At 73.5% G+C, this 23,792-nt stretch carries 24 protein-coding genes and 1 riboswitch; of the genes, 14 read left to right on the plus strand and 10 right to left on the minus strand.

Annotation, left to right across the window (positions count from 1 at the left end):
* Positions 1-7: 7 nt before the first annotated feature.
* Both ACH4NX_RS09140 and ACH4NX_RS09145 read right to left on the minus strand, forming a co-directional pair.
* Positions 8-883, minus strand: a complete 876-nt coding sequence (locus tag ACH4NX_RS09140) for an AraC family transcriptional regulator (RefSeq protein WP_398127795.1) — start codon at positions 881-883, stop codon at positions 8-10.
* 27 nt (positions 884-910) lie between these two features.
* Positions 911-1,492: a Uma2 family endonuclease gene (locus ACH4NX_RS09145; RefSeq protein ID WP_351388687.1), complete on the minus strand. Its 582-nt coding sequence runs from the start codon at positions 1,490-1,492 to the stop codon at positions 911-913.
* 175 nt (positions 1,493-1,667) lie between these two features.
* On the opposite strand from ACH4NX_RS09145, the gene ACH4NX_RS09150 reads away from it, so the two are divergent.
* From ACH4NX_RS09150 to eda, 4 genes are all read left to right on the plus strand, one after another.
* A complete protein-coding gene (locus tag ACH4NX_RS09150; protein ID WP_351388455.1) occupies positions 1,668-2,447 on the plus strand; it encodes a MerR family transcriptional regulator in 780 nt (259 codons plus the stop codon).
* Entirely contained in the window at positions 2,444-3,058 is a 615-nt protein-coding gene (locus ACH4NX_RS09155; protein WP_398127796.1) for a hypothetical protein, read from the plus strand. The genes ACH4NX_RS09150 and ACH4NX_RS09155 overlap by 4 nt, the downstream gene beginning before the upstream one ends.
* Positions 3,059-3,115: 57 nt before the next feature.
* Positions 3,116-3,898: a peroxide stress protein YaaA gene (gene yaaA / locus ACH4NX_RS09160; protein WP_351388450.1), complete on the plus strand. Its 783-nt coding sequence runs from the start codon at positions 3,116-3,118 to the stop codon at positions 3,896-3,898.
* A gap of 75 nt (positions 3,899-3,973) precedes the next feature.
* The gene (gene eda, locus ACH4NX_RS09165; RefSeq protein ID WP_351388448.1) at positions 3,974-4,642 is read left to right on the plus strand and encodes a bifunctional 4-hydroxy-2-oxoglutarate aldolase/2-dehydro-3-deoxy-phosphogluconate aldolase; all 669 of its coding nucleotides are present in this window, start codon (positions 3,974-3,976) and stop codon (positions 4,640-4,642) included.
* On the opposite strand, the gene ACH4NX_RS09170 is transcribed toward eda, so the two are convergent.
* Genes ACH4NX_RS09170 through ACH4NX_RS09180 form a run of 3 tightly spaced genes read right to left on the minus strand, consistent with a single transcriptional unit; the run spans position 4,617 to position 7,604 of the window.
* Positions 4,617-5,948 carry a bifunctional RNase H/acid phosphatase gene (locus tag ACH4NX_RS09170; RefSeq protein ID WP_398127819.1) on the minus strand — a complete coding sequence of 444 codons (1,332 nt, stop codon included), beginning with the start codon at positions 5,946-5,948 and terminating at the stop codon, positions 4,617-4,619. The genes eda and ACH4NX_RS09170 overlap by 26 nt on opposite strands.
* A 58-nt stretch (positions 5,949-6,006) precedes the next feature.
* A complete protein-coding gene (locus ACH4NX_RS09175; protein ID WP_351388681.1) occupies positions 6,007-6,750 on the minus strand; it encodes a C4-type zinc ribbon domain-containing protein in 744 nt (247 codons plus the stop codon).
* Positions 6,747-7,604 carry a Nif3-like dinuclear metal center hexameric protein gene (locus ACH4NX_RS09180; RefSeq protein WP_351388445.1) on the minus strand — a complete coding sequence of 286 codons (858 nt, stop codon included), beginning with the start codon at positions 7,602-7,604 and terminating at the stop codon, positions 6,747-6,749. The genes ACH4NX_RS09175 and ACH4NX_RS09180 overlap by 4 nt, the downstream gene beginning before the upstream one ends.
* Before the next feature lie 197 nt (positions 7,605-7,801).
* Here ACH4NX_RS09180 and ACH4NX_RS09185 point away from each other — a divergent pair, with 197 nt between their 5' ends.
* Positions 7,802-9,034, plus strand: a complete 1,233-nt coding sequence (locus ACH4NX_RS09185) for a hypothetical protein (protein WP_398127797.1) — start codon at positions 7,802-7,804, stop codon at positions 9,032-9,034.
* 97 nt (positions 9,035-9,131) lie between these two features.
* Positions 9,132-9,302, plus strand: coding sequence for a hypothetical protein (locus ACH4NX_RS09190; protein ID WP_398127798.1), 171 nt, complete (start codon positions 9,132-9,134; stop codon positions 9,300-9,302).
* Positions 9,303-9,390: 88 nt separating this feature from the next.
* On the opposite strand, the gene ACH4NX_RS09195 is transcribed toward ACH4NX_RS09190, so the two are convergent.
* Together ACH4NX_RS09195 and ACH4NX_RS09200 are read right to left on the minus strand one after the other, a co-directional pair.
* Positions 9,391-10,266 carry a MaoC/PaaZ C-terminal domain-containing protein gene (locus ACH4NX_RS09195; RefSeq protein ID WP_398127799.1) on the minus strand — a complete coding sequence of 292 codons (876 nt, stop codon included), beginning with the start codon at positions 10,264-10,266 and terminating at the stop codon, positions 9,391-9,393.
* A 216-nt stretch (positions 10,267-10,482) separates the two neighbouring features.
* Positions 10,483-11,925: an MFS transporter gene (locus ACH4NX_RS09200; RefSeq protein WP_351388436.1), complete on the minus strand. Its 1,443-nt coding sequence runs from the start codon at positions 11,923-11,925 to the stop codon at positions 10,483-10,485.
* Positions 11,926-12,267: 342 nt separating this feature from the next.
* Here ACH4NX_RS09200 and ACH4NX_RS09205 point away from each other — a divergent pair, with 342 nt between their 5' ends.
* The 5 genes from ACH4NX_RS09205 to ACH4NX_RS09225 all read left to right on the plus strand — a co-directional run bounded on the left by ACH4NX_RS09205 (position 12,268) and on the right by ACH4NX_RS09225 (position 17,409).
* The gene (locus ACH4NX_RS09205) at positions 12,268-14,163 is read left to right on the plus strand and encodes an MFS transporter (RefSeq protein WP_398127800.1); all 1,896 of its coding nucleotides are present in this window, start codon (positions 12,268-12,270) and stop codon (positions 14,161-14,163) included.
* Between the two features lie 100 nt (positions 14,164-14,263).
* Positions 14,264-14,914 (plus strand): class I SAM-dependent methyltransferase, encoded by a 651-nt coding sequence (locus tag ACH4NX_RS09210; RefSeq protein ID WP_398127801.1) that lies wholly within the window; start codon positions 14,264-14,266, stop codon positions 14,912-14,914.
* A gap of 22 nt (positions 14,915-14,936) precedes the next feature.
* On the plus strand, positions 14,937-15,938 hold the full coding sequence (locus ACH4NX_RS09215) for an N-acetylmuramoyl-L-alanine amidase (RefSeq protein WP_351388428.1): 1,002 nt from the start codon (positions 14,937-14,939) through the stop codon (positions 15,936-15,938).
* Between the two features lie 158 nt (positions 15,939-16,096).
* Complete coding sequence (locus ACH4NX_RS09220; RefSeq protein WP_398127802.1) at positions 16,097-17,005, plus strand: hypothetical protein; 909 nt, start codon at positions 16,097-16,099, stop codon at positions 17,003-17,005.
* A gap of 113 nt (positions 17,006-17,118) precedes the next feature.
* Positions 17,119-17,409 (plus strand): hypothetical protein, encoded by a 291-nt coding sequence (locus tag ACH4NX_RS09225; RefSeq protein ID WP_398127803.1) that lies wholly within the window; start codon positions 17,119-17,121, stop codon positions 17,407-17,409.
* Positions 17,410-17,413: 4 nt separating this feature from the next.
* Here ACH4NX_RS09225 and ACH4NX_RS09230 read toward each other — a convergent pair whose 3' ends face one another.
* From ACH4NX_RS09230 to ACH4NX_RS09240, 3 genes are read right to left on the minus strand one after another with little or no spacing between them, the layout of a single operon-like run.
* Positions 17,414-18,502: a prenyltransferase/squalene oxidase repeat-containing protein gene (locus tag ACH4NX_RS09230; protein ID WP_351388420.1), complete on the minus strand. Its 1,089-nt coding sequence runs from the start codon at positions 18,500-18,502 to the stop codon at positions 17,414-17,416.
* Positions 18,499-19,233, minus strand: a complete 735-nt coding sequence (locus ACH4NX_RS09235; protein ID WP_398127804.1) for a class I SAM-dependent methyltransferase — start codon at positions 19,231-19,233, stop codon at positions 18,499-18,501. The genes ACH4NX_RS09230 and ACH4NX_RS09235 overlap by 4 nt, the downstream gene beginning before the upstream one ends.
* Positions 19,227-20,615 carry a glycosyltransferase family 4 protein gene (locus ACH4NX_RS09240; RefSeq protein WP_398127805.1) on the minus strand — a complete coding sequence of 463 codons (1,389 nt, stop codon included), beginning with the start codon at positions 20,613-20,615 and terminating at the stop codon, positions 19,227-19,229. Before ACH4NX_RS09240 ends, ACH4NX_RS09235 begins: the two co-directional genes overlap by 7 nt.
* A 169-nt stretch (positions 20,616-20,784) precedes the next feature.
* Between ACH4NX_RS09240 and ACH4NX_RS09245 the strand changes: the two genes are divergently transcribed.
* The 3 genes from ACH4NX_RS09245 to ACH4NX_RS09255 all read left to right on the plus strand — a co-directional run bounded on the left by ACH4NX_RS09245 (position 20,785) and on the right by ACH4NX_RS09255 (position 23,697).
* On the plus strand, positions 20,785-21,492 hold the full coding sequence (locus ACH4NX_RS09245; protein ID WP_398127806.1) for a TetR family transcriptional regulator: 708 nt from the start codon (positions 20,785-20,787) through the stop codon (positions 21,490-21,492).
* A 29-nt stretch (positions 21,493-21,521) separates the two neighbouring features.
* Positions 21,522-21,613: riboswitch (cobalamin riboswitch) on the plus strand.
* Positions 21,614-21,742: 129 nt separating this feature from the next.
* A complete protein-coding gene (locus tag ACH4NX_RS09250) occupies positions 21,743-23,023 on the plus strand; it encodes a prenyltransferase/squalene oxidase repeat-containing protein (protein WP_398127807.1) in 1,281 nt (426 codons plus the stop codon).
* On the plus strand, positions 23,020-23,697 hold the full coding sequence (locus tag ACH4NX_RS09255) for an SCO2322 family protein (RefSeq protein WP_398127808.1): 678 nt from the start codon (positions 23,020-23,022) through the stop codon (positions 23,695-23,697). The genes ACH4NX_RS09250 and ACH4NX_RS09255 overlap by 4 nt, the downstream gene beginning before the upstream one ends.
* The last annotated feature ends 95 nt before the right edge of the window (positions 23,698-23,792 follow it).

Here is a 23,792-nt window from a genome sequence, read left to right on the forward strand (position 1 = left end):
GGCCGGATCAGGCGGCGCCGTCTTGAACGCTGTTGCGGCCGACGTCGTCGTGGCGGACGTTGTCGTGGCGGACGCTGTCGCGGTACGCCGCCGGGGTCACGCCGAGGACCCTGCGGAACCAGCGGGTCAGGTGGGCCTGGTCGGCGAAGCCCACCAGTGCCGCCACCTCGGCGGGGCGCGCTCCCGCGTCCAGCAGGCCGCGCGCCCTGGCCACCCGGTGCTGGGCGAGCCAGGCGTACGGCGGTATCCCCGTCGTCGTACGGAAGGCGCGAAGGAGCTGGTAGCGGGACAGGCCGAGGTCCGTGGCGAGGGCTGCCAGGGACGGCGGGGCGAGGAGTTCGTCGGCCAGGCGGTCGCGTACGGCGCGGGCGACGCGGTCGGCACCGGGAACGGTGTCGTCGGTCGCGCGGGCCACCGAGTGGCGGCGGGCCAGGGCCGTGAGCAGCCAGGGGAGGCGGGACTCGGCCTCCAGGGGATCGGGGTGTCGGGTCAGGTCCGTGTGCGCGGTGCGCAGGGCGGCGGCGAGTTCCGGGTCGTCGAGAACCGGCTGACGGAAGTGCGGAGGGCGGGTGCCGCGCATGCCGTCGGTGAGGAGGTCAGGGGCCGCGTACAGGGCGCGGTACGAGTAGCCGTCGGGGGCTGCCGGGCCGCCGGTGTGCACTTCGCCGGGTTCCAGGACGACGATGGATCCCGGACCCGAGTGGATGTGCCCGCCCCGGTAGGCGATGACCTCCAGGCCGCCGACGGTGACACCGACCGTGAACTCGTCGTGGGCGTGCGGGGCGTAGACGTGCCGGTCGAACCGGGCGGTCAGGAGGTCGAGGGGCGGGCCGTCCGTCCCCAGCCTGGCCCTCGTCCACCGCGCCTGTTCACGTGCGTGCACCTTCCCCCACCCCCTGCCCCAACGGGATCAGAGGAAGTCCGCGGTGTCCAGTTCGAAGGCGAAGGGGGCGGGGAGGGTGAGCGGCTTGCCGAGGGGACGGGTGCGGTGCTCTCGGTAGTCGTCTCGGTGGTCGATCCTTTCCGGGGTGCTGAAGAGCGTGATCGAGGACGCCTGTCGGTCGACCAGCAGGTAGAGGGGAATGCCGCCACCGGCGTAGCAGCGGCGCTTGGCCTCGCGGTCGGCATGGGGCTTGCTGGACGTCACCTCCAGGACCATGGCGACGCCAGGACAGGGCATCCAGGGATCCGCGCCGCGATACAGGCGCAGTCCCGTGGGAGCGAAAGTGCCGTCGGGGATGACGTGGTCCATCGGACAGTCGAGTCCGCCCCTGAGTTTCAGGCCCTTGTTCCCGGAGAACTGCATGTCGGTCCGGGACTTCCTGATCACCTGGCTCACGATCAGCCCGATGTAGTCCTCGTGATCCCCGTCCGGCGGCGGCGTCACAACGATCTCCCCCTCGATCAGCTCGGCCCGGAAGCCTTCCGGCGTGTCCAGGGCGAGGAACCCCTCCAGCAGGACATCCGCCTGCGTCAGCGGCTCATGGGCCATGGCAGTCATGTCACGCCCCTCCTTCGGTCGCTCGCCAGACTGGGACATCGGCTGATCACCTGTCCGAGAGATCGGAAACCGTTCCCTCGATCGTGGCACACGATCACGCCCGCCGTCAGAAGCCCGGACCCGCCGCTCTTGACCCTGTCGCAACGTCAACGTCTTGACTGAAGTCATGCGAATCGGAGAGCTCGCCGACGCTGTCGGCGTCACCACGCGGACCGTGCGGCACTACCACCATCAGGGCCTGCTGCCCGAGCCGGAGCGGCTGGCCAACGGATATCGGACGTACACCCTGCGGCACGTCGTCGTGCTCGCCCGGATCCGGCGGCTGACCGAGCTGGGGCTCGGGCTGGCGGAGGTGCGGGACGTGCTCGCGGACGAGGCCGGGAAGGATCTGGCCGAGGTGCTGGAGGAGCTGGACGCGGATCTGGCGCGGCAGGAGGAGGCGATCCGGGAGCGCCGGGCGCGGTTGCGGGCGCTGCTGGAGACGGAGGGCACGCTGCCGCCCGAGGGGCCGGTGTCGGCGGAGCTGGCCGAGATCTTCGCCGGTATGGGGGACGTCTCCGGCTCCCCCATGGCCGTACGGGACCGGGAGATGCTGGCGCTGCTGGAGAGCACGGTGGCGCCGGAGGACCGGGAGGGTCTGCTGGCCGCGCTGCGCGACGGTCTGGGCTCGCCGGAGGCGGCGGCGCGGGCCCGCCGTGCCTACGCGCTGCTCGACGAGCTGGCCGACGCGGGCGCCGACGATCCGCGGGTGCCTCAGGCGGCCCGGGTGCTCGCCGACTGCCTGCCCGAGGGACTGCTGCCCGAGGAGGGCGTCGTACTGGACTCCGGTTCCGGCTCCGGCCCTGGCTCCGGCTTCCTGGGTGCCCTGTACGCCGACTTCGCGCCGGGGCAGGCGGAGGCGGTCCGGCAGGCCATGGAGATCGCGTCGAGGGGGCGGCGGTCGTGAGGGGCCGGTCCTTCGTCACGTTGCCGTCCCTCGTGGTCCGGCACGAGCTGCGGCTGCTGGCCGGTCTGTGGCTGTGGGCGGCGCGGCGGACCGACGGGGCGGCGGCGGGCGGGGCTGTGTTCGGGTACGCGCGGGGGCAGGGCGCGATGATGGCCGGTCTCGGATTCGTGTGTGTGGTCGAGACGGTGATGCTGTCCTTGCTGCTGCGCGACTGGCCCACCGTGCACCTCGTGGTGCTGGTGCTGGACGTGTACACCATCGTCTTCGTCGCCGGGCTGCACGCCGCGTCCGTGGTCCGCCCGCACGTCCTGGACCCGGACGCCGGCACCCTGCGCGTGCGTCAGGCCGTGCACGTCGACGTACGGATACCGCTGGAGCGGATCGCCTCCGTGCGGCGCGAGCCGCGGACGACGCACGAGCGGGCGGACGGTGAGCTCGATCTCGTCGTGGGCGCGCAGACCTCCGTCACCGTCGAACTCGCCGAGCCCGTCGCCTACGCCACCTTCCTCGGCCGGCGGCGCGAGGTGCGCGTCGTGCGCTTTCACGCCGACGACGCCGGTGGTCTCGTACGGGCCGTCGAGCGGGCACGGGACGGGTACGCCGTACCCTGACCAGGAGCCTCCTGGGGTGATGGAGCCCGGGAGCGCGGAGTGAGTGAAGGAGTGTCTGTGCTTGTCCTGCTGCCCCCGTCGGAGGGCAAGGCCGCGTCCGGTCGGGGCGCCCCGCTGAAGACCGGGTCGCTGTCCCTGCCGGGGCTCACCCCGGCCCGGGAGACCGTCCTGGCCGAACTGGTCGAGCTGTGCGCCGGTGACGAGGAGAAGGCGCGCGAGGTGCTCGGGCTCAGCGAGGGACTGCGCGGCGAGGTCGCCAAGAACACGGAGCTGCGGACGGCGGGGGCGCGTCCGGCCGGGGAGATCTACACCGGCGTGCTGTACGACGCCCTGGACCTGGCCTCGCTGGACGCGGCCGCCGGGAAGCGGGCCGCCCGTTCGCTGCTCGTGTTCTCCGGGCTGTGGGGTGCGGTGCGGGTGACCGACCGGATTCCCTCCTACCGGTGCTCGATGGGCGTGCGACTTCCCGGGCTCGGGGCGCTTGGCGCGTACTGGCGGGCGCCGATGGCCGAGGTGCTGCCCGAGGCGGCCGGGGACGGGCTGGTGCTGGACCTGCGCTCGTCGGCGTACGCGGCGGCGTGGAAGCCGAAGGGGGAGGTCGCCGGGCGGACGGCGACCGTGCGGGTGCTGCACGCGCCGACCCGGAAGGTGGTCAGCCACTTCAACAAGGCGACCAAGGGGCGGATCGTTCGGAGCCTGCTGGCGTCCGCGAGCGTGCCCGAGGGGCCTGCGGAGCTGGTGGATGCGCTGCGGGACCTGGGGTACGAGGTGGAGGCCCAGGCACCCGCGAAGGCGGGGAAGCCGTGGGCGCTGGATGTGCTGGTGGCGGAGGTTCACTGAGCCACCGACTCCTCGCCCGTTGCGTATGTCGCAACGCTTATTGCACAGAGCGCTCACCGGCGGCACGATGAGGGCATGACCTCTCCCCTGCCCTCCTCCCCTCACGTCTCGACGCCGTCGGTACTGGATCTCGCGCCCGTCGTGCCGGTCGTGGTCGTCGACGACCTCGCCGACGCCGTGCCGCTCGCCCGGGCGCTCGTCGCCGGCGGGCTGCCCGCGATCGAGGTGACGCTGCGGACGCCGGTCGCGCTCGACGCGATCCGCGCCATCGCCGGTGAGGTGCCGGGCGCGGTGGTCGGCGCGGGCACCGTCATCACGCCGGAGCAGGTCGGGCAGGTCGTGGCGGCCGGGGCGCGGTTCCTGGTCAGCCCGGGGTGGACGGACGGGCTGCTGGCGGCGATGCGGGCGTCCGGGGTGCCGTTCCTGCCGGGGGTGTCGACCACCTCGGAAGTGGTGGCGCTGCTGGAGCGCGGGGTGCGGGAGATGAAGTTCTTCCCGGCCGAGGCCGCGGGCGGCACCGCCTACCTCAAGGCGCTCGCCGCTCCGCTGCCGCAGGCCCGCTTCTGCCCGACCGGCGGCATCACCCCGGCCTTGGCGCCGGAGTACCTGGCGCTGCCCAACGTCGGCTGCGTCGGGGGCAGCTGGATGCTGCCGAAGGACGCGGTGGCCGGGCGTGACTGGGGGCGCGTGGAGGCGCTGGCCCGGGAGGCGGCGGAACTCAGCGCAGGTGGGACGTGTCGTTGAACAGCCGGACGCTGGCGCCGCCGTCCGCGTAGTACGCCACCGCCGACAGCGAGGCCGCCGACAGTTCCATACGGAACAGCGACTCGGGCGGGGCGCCCAGGGCGAGCCGTACGAACGTCTTGATCGGCGTCACGTGGGAGACCAGCAGCACCGTGCGGCCCGCGTACGCCGCTGCCAGCCGGTCGCGGGCGGCGGCGACCCTGGCGCCGGTCGCCGCGAAGCTCTCGCCGCCGCCGGTCGGCTCGGCGTCCGGGGAGGACAGCCAGGCGTCCATGTCCTCGGGATGACGCTCGCGCACCTCGCCGAAGGTGAGCCCCTCCCAGGCCCCGAAGTCGGTCTCCCGCAGGCCCTCGTCGACCGTCACCTCCAGGCCGAGGCGGGCGGCGACGATGCCCGCCGTCTCGCGCGTACGGGCCAGCGGGGACGCCACGACCGCCTGGATCGTGCCGCGCCGGGCGAGGCTCTCGGCGACCTTCTCGGCCTGCTCCCGGCCGACGGAGGACAGGGACGGGTCGCTGCCGCCGCTTCCGGAGAACCGCTTCTGCGGGGTGAGGGGTGTCTCGCCGTGCCGGAGCAGGACGAAGGTGGCGGGGGCGCCCATGTCGGGGGGTCCCCAGCCGGGTGAGGCCACGGTCTTCGCGGCCCGCACGTCGGCGGCGTCGGCGGTGGCAGGGGCGGTGGCAGGGGCAGCGGGAGCGGCGGTGGAGGGGCGGGGGACGCCGGTGGTCTCGGTGTCCGTCCGGGCCGCCTGGGCGACGCGTTCGTCCACGGCGGCGCCCGCACCGGCATCGGCACTGGTATCGGCACTGGTATCGGCACCGATACCGGCCTCAGGAGCGCCTGCCGCCGCGCCCGCGTCCAGTTCCGCCGTCGACGTGGACGCGGACCACCGCTCGCCGCGGGCCCCCGCGTCCATCGCCTCGTTGGCCAGGCGGTCGGCGTGCTTGTTGCTCGCGCGGGGGATCCACTCGTACGTCACCCGCCCCGGCGGGAAGACACGTGCCGCCTGGGCCGCCAGCGGCTTCATGTCGGGGTGCTTGATCTTCCAGCGGCCCGACATCTGCTCGACGACGAGCTTGGAGTCCATCCGGACGTGGACGGTCGCGTCCGGGTCCAGCTCCTTCGCCGCGCGCAGACCGGCCAGCAGGCCCCGGTACTCGGCCACGTTGTTCGTGACGACCCCGAGGTACTCGGCGGCCTCGGCCAGCGTCTGCCCGGACGCCGCGTCCAGGACGACGGCTCCGTAGCCCGCGGGCCCCGGGTTGCCCCGCGACCCGCCGTCGGCCTCGACCACGAACTTCGGCACCGGACCGGCCGCTGAAGCCGCCACCGAAGCCGCCTCCGAAGCTGCCACCGGACCGGCCCTACAGCCCGGAGTCGGCCGTGCGCACCAGGATGCGGCGGCAGTTCTCGCAGCGTACGACCGTGTCGGGCGCCGCCGAGCGGATCTCGCTCAGCTCGGTGATCGCCAGCTCCTGGCGGCAGCCCTGGCAGCCGCGCTGGTACAGCTTGGCCGCGCCGACTCCGTTCTGCTGCTCGCGCAGCTTCTCGTAGAGCTTCAGCAGGTCAGCGGGGACCGAGCCCGCGATGACCTCACGCTCCTTGGTCACCGAGGCCGCCTCGCCGTCCAGCTCCTCGACGGCGGCGTCGCGGCGCGCGGCGGCATCGTCGGCCTTGCCCTGCACCGCGCCGACCCGCTCGGTCAGCTCGGCGACCCGCTCCTGCGCGGACTCGCGGCGCTCCATCACCTCCAGGACGACGTCCTCGAGGTCACCCTGGCGCTTGGCGAGGGAGGTGATCTCGCGCTGGAGGTTCTCCAGGTCCTTCGGGGAGGTGACGGCGCCGGAGTCCAGGCGCTGCTGGTCGCGGGTGGCACGCTGACGCACCTGGTCCACGTCCTGCTCGGCCTTGGTCTGCTCGCGGGCGCAGTCGCTCTCCTCGGTCTGCGCGGCGACGAGCAGGTCGCGCAGCTGCGTGAGGTCCTTGGTCAGCGACTCGATCTCGGCGTGCTCGGGCAGGGACCTGCGCTTGTGCGCGAGCTGCTGGAGCCGCACGTCGAGGCCCTGGACGTCGAGGAGTCGGATCTGGTCGGCGGGCGCGGCTTTCAGTTGGGGGCTCCCATTGTGTTGGAGGTCGGGGCGGACGCCGCATGGGCGGTCCAGGGGTCGGTGACCGTCTTGGAGACGTGGACCCGGAGGTCCCAGCCGTGCCGGTCGGAGATCTCGTCGAGCTGGGCCGCGCCCAGCTCGCACCAGGGCCACTCGGTGGCCCAGTGCGCCGCGTCGAGCAGCGCGAGGGGACTGTGGGCGCGGGCTTCCGACACCGGGTGGTGGCGCAGGTCCGCGGTGAGGAAGGCGTCGACACCGGCCGTGCGGACGTGGTCGAAGAGGCTGTCGCCGGAACCGCCACTGACGGCTACCGTGCGGACGGTGGCCTCGGGGTCGCCGGCGACGCGGATGCCCTGCGCGGTGGCGGGCAGCCGCTCGGCGGCGCGGGCGGCGAACTCCCGGACGGTCAGCGGGTGCTCCAGCTCGCACACGCGGCCGAGACCGCGGCGCCCCTCGGGGTCGGCCGGGTCCGGCACCAGTGGCCCTACGACGCGCAGGTCGAGCGCGCCGGCCAGGGCGTCGGAGACGCCCGGGTCGGCGGTGTCGGCGTTGGTGTGGGCGACGTGCAGGGCGATGTCGTTCTTGATGAGCGTGTGCACCACGCGGCCCTTGAAGGTGGAGGCCGCGACCGTCGTCGTCCCCCGCAGATACAGCGGGTGGTGGGTGACGAGCAGGTCGGCGCCCAGCTTCACCGCCTCGTCGACGATCTCCTGGACCGGATCGACGGCGAACAGGACCCGGGAGACCTCCTGGTCGGGGTCGCCCACGACGGTACCGACCGCGTCCCAGGACTCGGCCCGCTCGGCGGGCCACAGGTTGTCCAGCGCGGCGATTACTTCTGACAGACGGGGCACGGATGCAAGGCTACCTGGAGGTTCTGCGCCGCTGTACCCACAGCGTGCCCCCGCGACCACCCCGCTCAGGCGCAGCACACACCGCATCCTTCCTTCAGGCGAATCGTTCCTGTGCCACACGTATGTGTGATGCGGACTGTCGCCGGTCCCCCGCCCGTGCGTACGAAACTAGCTTCGTCGCTGGAGGTGACCGAACGATGACGGTCTGTGCAATCGAGCCTTCGGCGGACCCCGGGAACGGCGGCCCCCGGCGGGCGGCCTGCAGTATCACCGCGGAGGGCGCCTACGCCGCGCGTCTCGCCCTGCGGGGAGACTCCTGGTACCCGGAGCGCTGGACCCTGGACGGTCCCGAGCCGTACGCGGTGCCGCTGCCCGGCAACCAGCCGGAGGAGCCCGGCACCGAGGTGCAGCCGATGGGCGACGGACGGGTCCTGGTCCACCGCGTCGCGGCCGGACGGCACGTCTTCTCGCTGCTGTACCCGACCGGGCCCGGCACCGGCGAGCTGTCGCTCGGCGCGGTCGAGTGCCCGTCGGACACCACCGCGCTGCGGCTGCTGCCGCCGGTCCCGGGTGGCGAGCGGGCGTACGCCCTCGCCGTCGGCCCGCGTGCGGCGGTGCTGTGGCAGGTCGCCGGCGGCCTCTTCGGGCCCCTGCGGGTCGCCGAGATCCCCGGCCGCTGCTCGGGCGGGGTCTGGCTGGACCGCACCGGCCGGATACTCGCCCTGGACCGGGAGACCGGCGGGCGCACCAAGACGGTCGTGGTGGACCTGGAGCGGGCCGGCGAGGTGTCGCCGCTGTTGCAGATCGCCGCGGACAGCGACGACCGGATACTGCTGGCCGACCCGGACAGCGGACTGGTGCTGATCCGCTCGGACGCTCCCTCGCCGGGGCACGAACGGCTCGGCTGGGGCGTCCTGGGCAGCACACTGCCGGTGCGCTTCCCGGAGTGCCTGCGGCTGCCGGACTGTGTCGTCACACCGTTCGCGATCCAGCCGGGTCAGGCGCTCACGCCGGAGCGCTGCGCGGTGGCACTGCGCCTGGACGGCGCGTTCGGCAGCTGGGTCGGCGTGTGGCGGCCCGACGAACGGCAGGTGCGTCACCTTCCGGCCCCCGAGGGATGGCTGACGGGGGCCGGGCTGTGGACCGCGGACGGGGAGCTGCGTCTGCCGTGCGCCACACCGCGGTCGCCGTGCGGTGTGGCGCGGCTGACCGCACGCGAGGCGGGCGACGGACCACGGACGAGGGGCCCGGGGGACGCGGAACGCGCGAGGCGTGCCACGCCCGCGCGGGATGCCACAAGCGGGCGGGATGCGGAGATTACGACTCCGGATACCCCGGACGGAACGGGCGAAGCGGACGCCCGGGCATCCGCTTCCCCCCGCCCCGTACCGCTGCAACAGGCTCCGCTGGCACAGCTTGTAACGAAGTAGTGCCGGTTGGCGTGGTCGCCTGGATTCGGGCCGAGGGGTGCCGGTTAAAATCGCCCGGCTGTAGGAAAGATCATGTTGACGGGGTGAATTCCTTCCGATGAACGACGCCAGCACGACCCAGCCGATGCAGGCCGACGGTGCCGACGTTCGCGAGACCGACACCGGCCACGGCCGGCACCGAGGTCCGGTCTCCAGCCAGGACGACGCGGCGACTCCACGGGGCCGCCACCGCAAGCCGGCCGAAGAGGCCGACTCCGCGGCGGCCTGACGGCACGACAAGAGACAGAACACAGAAGCAGCGAGCAGGCAAGCGGCTCCGGCCCCGTCCGTCACTCCGACGAACGGGGCCGTTGCCGTCATCCGAACCGGACGACGGTGTCGGCGAGGACCGGCGCGTCGTCGCGGTCCACGGCGCCCACCGCCACCCGCACCGTGCCGCCGTCCCCCGGCCCCGCGGACCGCCACATGCGCACCCGCAGCGTCTCCCCCGGATACACGACCCCGGCGAACCGCGCGCGGTACTCGCGCACCCGGGTCACGTCACCGTCCAGCAGCGTGTCGACGACCGTCTTGAGCGTGCCGCCGTAGGTGCACAGCCCGTGCAGTACGGGCCGGTCGAAACCGGCGCGCGCGGCGAACTCCGGGTCGGCGTGCAGGGGGTTCCGGTCGCCGGAGAGCCGGTAGAGCAGGGCCTGGTCCTCGCGCAGGGGTCGCTCGGCCACGTGGTCCGGCGCCGCGTCGGGTGGCGGTGCCGGGCGCCCGGACGGTCCCCGCTCACCGCCCCAGCCGCCTTCTCCGCGTACGAAGACCTCGGCCTCGTCGGTCCACAGCGGCCCGTCCTCGTCGGTGACCTCGGTGCGCAGGACCAGGACGGCCGCCGTGCCCTTGTCGTACGCGGCGACGATGCGCGAGGCGGCGCTCGCCCGGCCCCGCGCCGGAACGGGCCGGTGCGGGCGCAGGCGCTGCCCGCCGTGCAGGACATGGGCGAGGTCGACGTCGACGCCGGGCACGGACAGCGCGCCGATCACGCCGGGCGGACCGCCGCCGGCGACGGTGGCGAAGCTCGGCAGGACGTGCAGCCGGGACTCCAGGGTGTAGCGCAGCTCGCGTGGGTCGGTGGCGGGCAGGCCGGCGCCGATGCCGAGGTGGTAGAGCTGGACGTCCTTGTGGTCCCAGGCGATCTCGCGGACGCGGGGTGCGGCGGCGAGCGCCTCGGCTGCGTCGATGGGCATGGCTCTCCCGGTACGGGGATCACGGGTGATCGCGGACGAGCACGACCGTACGGGACGCCGGCCGCCCAGGACGTTCGTCCTGCCGTTCTCCGGACAACCGCGTCTGCCGCCCGCCCCCGCCGACTGGACGCCTGGGTCCGAGCCCGCTATGGCCGGGACTCCCGGCCCGGTACGGCCGAGACTCCCGGCCCGGTACGCCCGGCGCCCGAGCCGTAGTCACCCCCGCGCCCCGCGCTTCGCCCGCTCCCCCGGCGGCAGCCACACCCGCATCAGCACCGCCCCGGCGACCAGCACCACCGCCGCCGTGCGGAACACCAGCGCGTAACCCTCCGTCAGCTCCACCGGCCCGGCGTCCTCTCCCCCGGCCCGGGCCGCCGCGATCGTCGACATCACGGCGAGTCCCAGCGAACCGCCCATCGTCCGGGAGGTGTTGACCAGCCCGGAGACCAGCCCGGCGTCGTCGGGCGCCGCGCCGGAGATGGCCAGCGACGCCAGCGGAGTCGCCGCCAGGCCCGCGCCCAGCATCATCAGCACCCCCGGGATCATGATCGCGGTGATGTAACCCCCGTCCGCGGTCATCGTCGACTGCCAGCCGAAGCCGGCCGCCGCTACGAGCGTGCCGAGCACGGCCGTGTTCCGGGCCCCGATCACCCGCATGAACCGCGGTGCCGCCTTCGACGCGAGGACGACCGCCAGTGAGCTGGGCACCAGGGCGGAACCGGCCTCCAGCGGCGAGTAGCCCAGTACGTTCTGCGCGTACAGCGTCATGAAGAACCACATCGCGAACATCGACGAGCCGGACACCAGCATCGCCACGTTCGCCGACGCCACCGAACGCAGCCGCAGCAGCCCCAGCGGCATCAGCGGCGCCGCCGTCCGCGCCTCGACGAGGAGGAACAGAGCGAGCAGCGCGAGCCCGGCGAGCAGCGGCACCAGGGTGGCGGACGCCGTCCAGCCCTCTGACTCGGTCTGCGAGATGCCGTAGGCCAGGGTGGCCAGGCCGGCGGTGACCAGGAGCGCGCCCGGCAGGTCGAGGCGCCGTCGCTCGCCCGCCCGGCCCTCGGTCAGCCAGAGCGCGGCCCCGGCCAGCACCACCGCGCCCACCGGCACGTTGATCAGCAGCACCCAGCGCCACGACAGCCCGTCCACCAGGACGCCGCCCACCAGGCCGCCCGCGGCACCGCCCCCCGCGCCGACGGCGGTCCAGGTCGCGATCGCCCGGGCCCGCGCGGCGCCCTCCGGGACGGCGGCGGTCAGGATCGTGAGCGTCGAGGGGGCGAGTACCGCCGCGCCCAGTCCCTGCGCGGCCCGTGCGACCAGCAACTGCCAGCCCTCCTGGGCGAGTCCGCCGCCCAGCGAGGCCAGCGTGAACAGTCCGAGCCCGACCAGAAACATCCGCTTGCGCCCGTACAGGTCCCCGGCCCGCCCGCCCAGCAGCATGAACCCGGCGAAGGCGATGGCGTAGGCGTTGACCACCCACTGAAGCCCCTGCGCGCTCAGCCCGAGGTCGGTCCGCATGGACGGCAGGGCGACGTTGACGACGGACACGTCGAGCACGACCAGGAACTGGCCGGCGCACGCGAGCGCCACGACCAGCCAGGTGGGTGGTGTGCGGCGCGGGGATATTCGGGCGGTGTTGGTACCGGTGGCTTCCAGCATGGGTGTCATGGTCTCAACCCGGGTGCGGTCCTTGCATCGGTATTCGGTCCCCGGTCGGTCCGGTTCCCGTGCGGGGGCGGTCCGGTCCTGTCCGGGGGCGGCCCCAGGCCCGCGGACGTGGACATTCCCCAAAGAGAAGGTCAAGAATTCGTTAGGGACTCGAAGTAACGGAATAGTTGCCCCGGCGCACGAGGTTCAGCCTGCACACATACCGCGTCCGCACGTTCCGCGGCGCGGTTCACGCATGGCATCACCTCGCAACGCAACGCACGCAACGCACCGCACCGCACCGCGCGAAACGCATCGCATTCGCCGCTCACACCGGCCTGGAGGCCTCACTCAATGTCCGACACGACGACCGACGAGCCCGCCCGGAAAGCGAGCGGGGCCACCGTCCCGGTGCTCGCCTTCGCGGGCATCGTCGTCGCGGTGATGCAGACCCTGCTCGTCCCGGTCTTCAAGGACCTGCCCCGACTCCTGGACACGACCCCCGGCAACGCCACCTGGGTCATGACCTCCACGCTCCTGTCCGGAGCCGTGGCCACGCCGATCATGGGCCGGCTCGGCGACCTCTTCGGCAAGCGCCGCATGCTGATCGTCAGCCTGTCGGTGATGGTGGTGGGCGCGCTGGTCAGCGCGTTCACCGACGCCCTGCTCCCGATGATCGTCGGCCGTACCCTCCAGGGCTTCGCGATGGGCGCGATACCCCTCGGCATCGGCCTGATGCGCGACATGCTGCCCCGCGAGCGGCTCGGCTCGGCGATGGCGCTGATGAGCTCCTCGATCGGCGTCGGCGGCGGACTGGCGCTGCCCGCCGCGGCCCTGGTCGCGCAGCACACCGACTGGCACGCCCTGTTCTACGGCGCCGCGGGCCTCGGTGTCCTCGCCATCGCCCTGACCCTCGCCGTCGTACCCGAGTCCCCGCTGCGCGCCAAGGGCTCCTTCGACCTGCCGGGCGCGCTGGGACTGGCCGCCGGCCTGGTCCTCTTCCTTCTGCCGATCACGAAGGGCAGCGACTGGGGCTGGTCCTCGCCCACCACGCTCGGTCTGTTCGGCGCCGCCGTCGTGGTCCTGCTGCTGTGGGGCCTGATGGAGCTGCGCGTCGCGGCCCCACTGGTCGACCTGCGCACCACGGCCCGCCGCGAGGTCCTGCTCACCAACCTCGCCTCGATCATGGTCGGCGTCGCCTTCTACGTCGTCTCCCTGGTCCTGCCCCAGCTCCTCCAGCTGCCCGCCGAGACCGGCTACGGCCTCGGACAGTCGATGGTCGTCGCGGGTCTGTGCGTGGCCCCGCTCGGCCTGACGATGATGTTCACGGCGCCGGTGTACGCCCGCCTGTCCGCCCGCTACGGCCCCCGGACGACCCTGCTCCTCGGCCTGCTGATCATCGCGATCGGCTACGGCGGCGGCCTCGGTCTGATGAGCGCCGCCTGGCAGACCGTCGTCACCTCGGTGCTGCTCGGCGCCGGTATCGGCCTCGCCTACTCCTCGCTGCCCGCGCTGATCATCGGCGCGGTCCCGGCCTCGGAGACGGGCGCGGCCAACGGCCTCAACACCCTGATGCGGTCCATCGGTACGTCGGTGTCGAGCGCCGTCATCGGCATGGTGCTCGCCAACACCGCGGACGACGTCGGCGGGGTCGCCGTCCCGACCATGGAGGGCTTCCGGGTCTCCTTCCTGATCGCGACCGGCGCGGTCGCCGTCGGCCTGGCGCTGGCCTTCTTCCTCCCGCGCCGCCGCCCGGACACGACCACCCAGCTGCGCGCGAGCAGCGAGGAGGACGCGAACCTGGCCCGCGCCGAGCGGGCACTGGCCGGGACGCCCGGAACGGGGACGCCCGGAACGGGGACGACCGTGACCGAGATACCCCTGCCCGCGACGACCGGGACCGCGACCGCGACCGCCATGCCCGCGACGACCGCGACCGCGACCACCGCGACCGCGACCACCGCGACCGGCGAGCCGCCGCGCGGCTTCCGCGGCCGGGTGCTGGCCGCCGACGGCGCGCCCGTCGCCCGTGCCAAGGTCACGCTCATCGACCGGCACGGCCGCCAGGCGGGCGCGACCCTCTCCGCCGAGGACGGAAGCTACGCCCTCGCCGTCCCCGCCCGGGGCCCCTACGTACTGGCCGCCCGCGCCACGGGCCACGGCCCGCTCGCCCACTCGGCCACGCACACCGGCGTCGACCGCCCGGTCGACCTGGACCTGTCCCTGCCGGGCGAGACGGTCTCCGCCTGACCCGCCCGCCCCCTCCGGCTCCCGCACCCCCGTCGCAGCACGCGGCCGGGGGTGCGGCAGCATAAGGCGCCGTACGCCCGCCTCACCGAAAGGGACCCCCATGCCCGCGGCACCCACCCCCGACTCCCTGGCCGCCTTCGAGGCCGCGAAGGGGTTCATGCCCACGCACGAGGGCCTCGCCCTGTACGCGGCGGCCGTGGAGGCGGGCGGGCTCGGGCTGCCGTTGCTCGAGGTCGGCACGTACTGCGGGCGTTCCACGGTCCTGCTCGCCGACGCGGCCCGCCTGGCCGGGGTGACCGCGCTCACCGTCGACCACCACCGGGGCAGCGAGGAGCAGCAGCCGGGCTGGGAGTACCACGATCCGGACACGGTCGACCCGGAGCTGGGCGTGATGGACACCCTGCCCACCTTCCGCCGCACCCTCAACCGGGCCGGGCTGGAGGAGCACGTCGTGGCGCTCGTCGGCCGCTCCCCCCAGGTGGCGGCGGTCTGGAACTCCCCCCTCGGTCTCGTCTTCGTCGACGGCGGCCACACCGACGAGCACGCGAACGCCGACTACGAGGGCTGGGCACCGCACGTGGCCGACGGCGGGCTGCTGGTCATCCACGACGTCTTCCCGGACCCGGCCGACGAGTTCACCGGACAGGCCCCGTACCGCGTCCACCTCAGGGCTCTCGCGTCCGGGGCGTTCACCGAGGTCTCCGTGACCGACTCGCTGCGCGTGCTGCGGCGAACGGGCGCGGGGATCTGAGGGCGCGGTCTAGAGTCGCTGCGTGTCGTACACAGGACCGGACTTCGATCCTCCCCAGCCCCGCCGCTCCCCGCTGCGCCGACCGCTGACCGTGGCGATCGCCGCGCTCGTTCCCGGGGCGCTGCTCGGGTGGGGGGTGTACGCGGCGGTCGGCGGCCCGGACGACGGGGACGGCGGCGGGGGCGGTGCGGACCGCGCGGGCAGCGTGGGTACGTCGTCGCCGGCGCCGTCCTCCAGTGGTCCCGCGTCGCCCACCGACGACGCCAAGAGGCCCACGGACACCTCCCCGTCGGCGACGACGGCCAAGCCCTCCCCCTCCCGCTCGAAATCCGCGCCCGCCGCGGCGTCCGGTCCCCTCAGGGGCAAGGTCGTCGTCATCGACCCGGGCCACAACCCGGGCAACTTCCAGCACGCCTCCGAGATCAACCGCAAGGTGAACGTCGGCACGCACTGGAAGGAGTGCGACACCACGGGCACCGCCACCAACGCGGGCTGGCCCGAGGCGACGTTCACCCTCGACGTGGCGCACCGGCTGCGCACGCTCCTGGAGGAGCAGGGCGCCACGGTGAGGCTGACGCAGGACGACGACCGCCCGTTCGGGCCCTGCGTGGACGAGCGGGCCCGGATCGGCAACGAGGCGAAGGCGGACGCCGCGATCTCGATCCACGCCGACGGGTCGGGGGCCGGCAACCGCGGCTTCCACGTCATCCTGCCGGGCTCGGTGCGGGACGGCGACGCCGACACCCGAGCCATCGTCGCCCCGTCCGCCGAGCTCGGCCAACGCATCGCGGGCAACTTCGTCCGCGCCACGGGCAGCGCGCCCTCCAACTACGTCGGTGGCGGCACCGGCCTCGTCACGCGCACGGACCTGGGCGGTCTCAATCTGTCAACGGTTCCCAAGGTGTTCATCGAGTGCGGCAACATGCGCGATAGCAAGGACGCGGCGCTGCTGACCAGTGGTGCCTGGCGACAGAAGGCGGCGCAAGGGATGTCTGACGGAATCGTGAGTTTCCTGCGCGGGTAGTGACCAGCGCGCTCATCCCTGCGGACAGCTCCGACGTACGGACGATAGTGTCGTCCGTACGATGAGGGGCCACCCCCGCGCTTCACTCCGGAACCTGATGGCGACATGGTGACAGCGACGCCTCTACCGACGACGAGACGACCTACGAAGGACCTGAAGTGAATATCCGCTCCCTCACTCGAGGCGACGGCGTGGTGATCGGAGCAGCGGTGTTGCTGTTCATCGCGTCGTTCCTCGACATCTACTCGATCGACGGTGCCCCGGACGACGCCGACATTCCCAGCCTGTGGGGCAGTGGGGCGGTCGTGCTCGGTGTCGTCCTCGCGGGCATCATCGGCACCGTGCTCGTCGTCGTGGCCCGCGCGCTGCCGCAGCCCAAGAAGGTGGCGGGCCTCGACCTCGGCCAGTTCGGCGTCGCGTTCACCGTCTTCGCCGCCTGGTCCGCGCTCGGCAACATCTTCGACCCGGCGGGCGCCTTCGACGGCGACGGGGGCATCACCAACGAGTTCGGCGCCGGCACGGGCCTGATCCTCGCCCTCATCGCCACCCTGATCATGGCCGCCGCCGCCGTCGCGACCCCCCTGGTCCCGGCCCTCAAGGGCTCCCTGATCCCGGCCGCCCGTCCGGCCGCGCCGCAGCCCTACGGCGGTCAGCCGCAGGGTGGTTACGGCTACCCGGGCGCGCAGCAGCAGCCGTACGGCGGCCAGCCGGGCCAGCCCGGTCCCGGACAGCCGGGCCACGGACAGCCGGGCCCCGGTCAGCCGGGTCAGTCCTTCGGCGGGCAGCAGCCGCAGCCGGGTCAGCCGCAGCCGCAGGCCCCGCAGGCGGCCCAGCCGCAGCAGGCGCAGGCGCAGCCGGCTCCGGCCGGGGACTTCTCGCCGTTCTGGTTCGCCGTGCCGGTGCCGCGTCCGTTGTTCGCGGAGGACGGCTCGCCCACGCCGATCGCCGAACTGGCGCCGGGCACCTGGTACCTGGCCGTCGAGCAGCGCGGCGCGAACCTGGTCGCCCAGACGCAGGACGGCCGCCGCGGCGTACTGCAGGACACCTCGGGCATCCAGCGCGGCTGACCGCGCGTTCCACGTCAACGGCCCCTCGTTCCGGGAGACTTCCGGGAACGAGGGGCCGTCGGCGTATCCGCCTCCGCAGGTTTCGGACAGGCATCCGAGGCCAGACGGAAGTCATGTCCCCTAGAACTCGCAGTGGTTCCAGCGCCGGGACGGCCATCGCGGTCATCGCCGACATCATGGCCGTCATCCTCGGGCTGTGGATCCTCATGTACCTGTTGGACGCCAACCCGGCCAACGACCTGGTGCGGTTCGTCCACGATGTGGCCGACGTGCTCGCCGGTTGGTCACGTGACCTGTTCACCTTCGACGAGGCCTGGGCCCGCGTCGTCGCCGGGTACGGCCTGGCAGCCCTGGTCTACCTGTTCGTCGGCCACGCGATCGCGGGCCGCCTGGGCCGCCGCTGACCGCTCAGACGCAGCAGTCCGGGTCCAGTCCCCTCGGCAGGCGGTCGCCGGAGAAGACCTGGCAGGTGGCCTCGTGGCCGCCTAGCGCGGCGACGGCGAGGAGCAGGGAGCCGGCCGTCCAGGTGGTGAGTTCCCGAGGCCAGATCGCCTTGTCCTCGAAGACGTAGCCCGTCCAGTACAGGCCGCTGTCCGCGTCCCGCAGATGCTGGATCGACTGCAGGACGGTCAGGGCGTGGTCGGACTCGCCCACCGCCCACAGGGCGAGCGCGAGTTCGGCGGACTCGCCGCCGGTCACCCACGGGTTGGGGACGACGCAGCGTACGCCGAGGTCCGGGACCACGAAGCGGTCCCAGCTCTCCGCGATGCGGGACCTGGCCTCCGTGCCGGTCAGCGCGCCGCCCAGCACCGGGTAGTACCAGTCCATCGAGTAGCGGCCCTTGTCCAGGAACCGCTCCGGGTGGCGGCGGATGGCGTGCCGCAGCGCGCCCGCCGCCAACTCCCAGTCGGGCTGCGGCTCCTCACGCTGCTCGGCGATGGCGAGCGCGCAGCGCAGCGCGTGGTGGACGGAGGAACTGCCGGTCAGCAGCGCGTCCGTGGTGTCGGTGCCGTCGTCGTCGCGCCGCCAGCCGATCTGGCCGCCGGGCTGCTGGAGACGCAGCACGAACTCGACCGCAGCGTGGACGACGGGCCACATCCGGTCCAGGAACGTGTCGTCACCGGTGGAGAGGTGGTGGTGCCAGACGCCGACGGCGACGTAGGCGACGAAGTTGGTCTCCCGGCCGCGGTCGGTGACGTCGGCGAAGTCCCCGTCGGCGTAGGCCGCGTACCAGGAACCGTCGGGGTTCTGGTGGCGGGCCAGCCACTCGTACGCCCGCTCGGCGGCCTCGTGCTCGCCGGCCGCGTCGAGGGCCATCGCCGCCTCCACGTGGTCCCACGGGTCGAGGTGGTGCCCGCGGAACCACGGGATCGCGCCGTCCTCGCGCTGCTCGGCGAGGATGCCGCGGACGGTGGCGGCGGCCTCGTCGTCGGTGAGGACGCCGGGCAGGATCAGGTGTTCCGTGCGGGGCGTGCGAGGACTTTGGGGCGACGTCACGCGGCGTCCACCGGCGGGAGGTGCGGCTTGGTCGCGTACGCCACGAAGCTCTTGCCGATCAGCGGGTTCAGCGCCTGCTCGGCGACCCTCGTCGCCAGTGGCTTCTTCATGATGTCCCAGACCAGCAGTTTGTGGTACGCCCGCACCGGCAGCGCCTTGTCGTTGTCGACGCCGAACGCGCACTTCAGCCACCAGTACGGCGAGTGCAGCGCGTGCGCGTGGTGGGTGCCGTAGGGCCTGAGGCCGGCCTCGCGGATGCGGGCGAGGAGCTGGTCGGCCTTGTAGATGCGGATGTGGCCGCCCTCGACCTCGTGGTAGGCGTCGGACAGCGTCCAGCAGACCTTCTCGGGGCCGTAACGCGGCACGGTGATCGCGATGCGGCCGCCGGGCCTGAGGACGCGGACCATCTCGGCGAGGACGCCCTTGTCGTCGTGGATGTGCTCCATCACCTCGGAGATGATGACGACGTCGAAGGACTCGTCCGGGAAGGGCAGGGCCAGCGCGTCGCCCTCCATCGCGGTGGCGGTGGCTCCGGCCGGGGCCTCGCCGGCCTCCTCCATCGCCGCGAACCACTTGGCGACCTCGCGGATTTCCTCCGTGCTCCGGTCCAGCGCCACGACCTGGGCGCCGCGCCGGTAGCACTCGAACGCGTGCCGGCCGGCGCCGCAGCCGAGGTCCAGGACGCGGTCGCCCGGGGCGAGCGGGAACCGGGAGAAGTCGACGGTCAGCACGTGGCCCTGCTTTCGGGGTAGACACCGGTGTCACTGGTCGCACTCGTCGGGGTCGCGGGAACGGCCCTGGGAGCGGTCGCGGAGGGGCCGACGGCCTCGCGGTAGCGGGCGGCCGTTCCTTCGGCGGCCCGCGCCCAGGTGAAGTGCCGCAGCACGCGCTCGCGTCCGGCCGCGCCGAGCCGCGCCCGCAGTTCGCGGTCGCCGAGCAGCCGGTTCAGTCCGGCGGCCAGCGCCCCCGCGTCGCCCGGCGGTACGGCGAGGCAGGTCTCCCCGTCGGGTCCGGCGACCTCCGGGACGGCGCCGCCGGTCGTGGCGAGCAGCGCGGTGCCCGTCGCCATGGCCTCGGCGGCGGGCAGCGAGAACCCCTCGTACAGCGACGGCACGCACGCGACCTCGGCCGAACGCACCAGGTCGACCAGTTCGGCGTCCGAGATGCCCTTGACGAACTCGACGGCGCCTTCGAGGCCGTACCGCTCGATCGCCTGCGCGACGGGGCCCTCGGCGGGCCGCTTGCCGACGACGACGAGGTGGGCCCGCGGGTGTTCGGTGCGCGTCTTGGCCAGTGCCTCTACGAGGAAGACCAGGCCCTTGAGCGGCACGTCCGCGCTGGACGTCGTCACGATCCGGCCCGGTACCCGCGGCACCGAGGGGTCGGGCGAGAACAGGTCGGTGTCGGCGCCGATGTGGACGACGTGGACGCGGTCGTCCCGTACACCGAGGTGGTCGACGATCTCCTGGCGGGAGGTGCCGGAGACGGTGAGCACAGAGGGCAGGCGGCGCGCGACGCGCTTCTGCATGCGGGTGAAGGCGTACCAGCGGCGCACGGAGTACCGGCGCTTCCAGCCTTCGGCGGCGTCCAGTTCGAGCTGCCGGTCGACGGTGATGGGGTGGTGGATGGTGGTGACGAGGGGGGCGCCCACGTCGCCCAGCAGGCCGTAGCCGAGGGTCTGGTTGTCGTGGACGACGTCGAAGTCGCCGCGGCGGGCGCGCAGATGACGGCGGGCGCGCAGCGAGAACGTCAGCGGTTCGGGGAAGCCGCCGGTCCACATCGTGCCGACCTCCAGCGCGTCGACCCAGTCGCGGTACTCGCCGCGCTTCGGGGTGCGGAAGGGGTCGGGCTGGCGGTAGAGGTCGAGGCTGGGCAGCTCGGTGAGGGACAGCCGGTCCGCCAGACCCTCGTCGAGCACGGGGTACGGCTGGGCGCCGATGACCTCGACGCGGTGGCCGAGGCGGGCCAGTTCGCGGGAGAGATGGCGGACGTAGACGCCCTGCCCGCCGCAGAACGGGTTCCCCTTGTAGGTGAGGAGTGCGATACGGAGCGGTGGCAAGCCGTCGGCGGCTGGCTCCGGACGGGGACCCGTCTGACTGGCCTCGGCGGTCACCCTGGGCCCCCTCCTCACTGCGCTGTCCCGTGACACTATGCCGGGACGTTAATCTAGAACAAGTTTCAGACTTGATCGTTCAGAGGCTCCGAATCTACCGGCAGGTAGGGGTGCTGTGACGAGTGGATCGGGTGATTCACGCCACGGCGACGGGGAGAAGGTGGCCAAGGTGGACAACCCGGCAGCGAACGCGTCCGGCCGGGCACCCCGCTCCGCCGCCCCACCTCGTACCGCCGCCCCGTACCGCTCAGCAGCCCCGCCCCTCACCGAGCGGCAGCGGGAGCGCCGCCGCCGCATCCTGCACGCGACCGCGCGGCTGGCCTGCCGGGGCGGCTTCGAGGCGGTGCAGATGCGCGAGGTCGCGGAGTCGTCGCAGGTCGCCCTGGGCACGCTGTACCGCTACTTCCCGTCCAAGGTCCATCTGCTGGTGGCGACCATGCACGACCAGCTGGAGCAGTTGCACGGCACCCTGCGCAAGAGCCCGCCGTCCGGTGAGACGGCGGCGGACCGGGTGGCGCAGACCCTGATGCGGGCCTTCGGCGCGCTCCAGCGTGAACCCCGGCTGGCCGAGGCCATGGCCCGGGCCCTGACCTTCGCCGACCGCGGCGTCTCCCCGGAGGTCGACCAGGTATCCCGCCAGACCACGGCGATCATCCTGGACGCGATGGGCGGCCTGGAGAACCCGACCCCCGAGCAGCTCTCCGCGGTCCGCGTCATCGAGCACACCTGGCTCTCGACCCTGATCACCTGGCTCTCCGGCCGCGCCTCCCTCGCCCAGGTGAGAGTGGACATCGCGACGGTGTGCCGGCTGATCGACCTCACGGACGCCGGGGTGCGCGGGCGGGCGCCCCGGCCCGGCCCCGTCGGCTCCGGGTAAGGTGGCCGCGTCGTCATCACGCCGTACGGGGGGAAGCCGGTGCAATTCCGGCGCTGACCCGCAACCGTGAGCCGTCCGCGAAGCCCCCGGGGTCGTCCGCGGACGGTGAGCCGGACTGCCCCGCACGGACGTGACCGGCTCACGTGCCCGGCACCCGCCGGCGCACGGGCACCGTCGAGGCATACGGGGCCGAGCCGCCGGGGGTGCCCCGTGCTGTCCGGCCCCGCACAGGGAAAGGCACCCGCCGCTCATGAACGTCCGCCGTCGTGGCAGCGCCGCGGCCCTCGCCGTCATAGCCGTGCTCGGCGCCGCGGCCGCGCCCGCGGTCGCCGCCGACCCGTCGCCGTCCGCCTCCGCCTCCGCCTCCACGTCCACGTCGTCCAAGCCGTCCCAGCCGTCCGGGCTGTTCGGCACCACGGACCCCCAGTACGACGGCGTCTGGCGCCAGTCCCTCGCCCTGCTCGCGCAGGACACGGTGGGCATGCTCCCGTCGTCGGAGGCCGTGGACTGGCTCACCGGGCAGCAGTGCGACAGCGGCGCCTTCGCCCCGTACCGCGCCGACACCGCCAAGGCGTGCGACGCGAAGACCATGGTCGACACCAACAGCACGGCCGCCGCCGTCCAGGCGCTGTGGGCCGTCGGCGGACACGGCGATGCCGTCGAGGACGCCCTCGCCTGGCTGAAGTCCGTGCAGAACAAGGACGGCGGCTGGGGCTACACCCCCGGCGGTGCCAGCGACGCCAACTCCACCTCCGTCGTCATCGGCGCCCTGACCGCCACGGGCACCGACCCCGAGCGGGTCGAGAAGGACGGCAAGTCCCCGTACGACGCCCTGCTGACCTTCGCCCTGCCCTGCGCCGAGGACAAGGGCGCCGGAGCCTTCGCCTTCCAGCCCGACAAGGACGGCAAGCTGCTCGCCAACGCGGACGCGACGGCCGCCGGCGTCCTCGGCGCGCTCGGCAAGGGCCTGGTCACCGAGGCCGGCGGGAAGACCGCCGACGCCACCTGCGCCGACGCGGACAAGCCCACCCGCGAGCAGGCCGCCGCGAACGGCGCCGCCCACCTCACCCAGGCCCTCGCCGCGGACGGTCACCTGAAGTCCGCCCTCGGCGGCTCCGCCGACCAGCCCGACTACGGCAACACCGCCGACGCGGTCGTCGCCCTCGCCGCGCGGGGCGGCGCGCAGAAGGCCGCCGAGCCGCTGGCCTGGCTGAAGAAGAACGCCGCGAAGTGGGCCGAGCAGAGCGGCCCGGCCGCCTACGCCCAGCTGATCTTCGCCGCGCACGCCACGGGCACCGACCCGCGCGCCTTCGGCGGCACGGACCTGGTGGAGAAGCTGAACGCGACGGGGCCGGCTCCGCGAGGTGTGACGGACACCGCGACCATCAGCGCCCAGGACGCCGACCAGGACGAGAAGAAGGACGACTCCGGCTTCGGTGTCTGGTGGATCGTCGGCGTCTGCCTCGTCGTCGCCGTCGCCGTCGCCGCCGGCCTCGTCCTGCGCGCCCGCACCAAGAGGCAGCAGCCGTGACCCGCCGCGCCGTTCTCCTCCTCCTGGCCACGATCCTGCTGATCGGGAGCGCGGGCCAGGCGCAGGCCGCCGGGTATCGCTACTGGTCCTTCTGGGACCGCGACGGCGACAGCTGGGTCTACGCCACCCAGGGACCGTCGCTCGTCCGTCCCTCCGACGGCGACGTCCAGGGCTTCCGCTTCGCGGTGAGCGAGAACTCGGGCGACGCGGCCCAGCCGCGCGGCACGGCGGACTTCGCGACGATCTGCGCGAAGACGCCGGCCGAGGACGGCAGCAAGCGCGTCGCCCTGGTCCTCGACTTCGGCACGGCGTCCGACGCGCCGTCCGGCGAGACTCCGCCGGCCGCGCGCACGGCCTGCGCCCGGGTCTCCCCCGACGCGACGACCGCCGACGCCCTGGCCGCCGTGGCGGACCCGCTCCGCTACAACACCAACGCCCTGCTGTGCGGCATCGCCGGGTACCCGAAGTCGGGGTGCGGCGAGCAGGTGGCGCAGGACGAGGGCTCGCCGGACGACACACAGGGGGACTCGACGGCCACCGCGGCCCCGGACGAGAAGAGCACGCAGGACGACGACGGCCCGTCGGTCGGCCTCTACGCGGGCATCGCCCTCGTGGCGGCGCTGGCCGGAGCGGCGGCCTGGCAGGCGAGGCGGCGCAGGAATGCCACCGACTGAGCCCGCGGGCAAGCAGTCGGCGGGCACCTCTGCCACGCCGCCCCAGCCTGCGGGCAGCCACCCCACGCCGCCCCAGCCTGCGGGCAGTCGTGCCG

Source organism: Streptomyces sp. NPDC017225 (assembly GCF_044331465.1).
GTDB lineage: Bacteria > Actinomycetota > Actinomycetes > Streptomycetales > Streptomycetaceae > Streptomyces.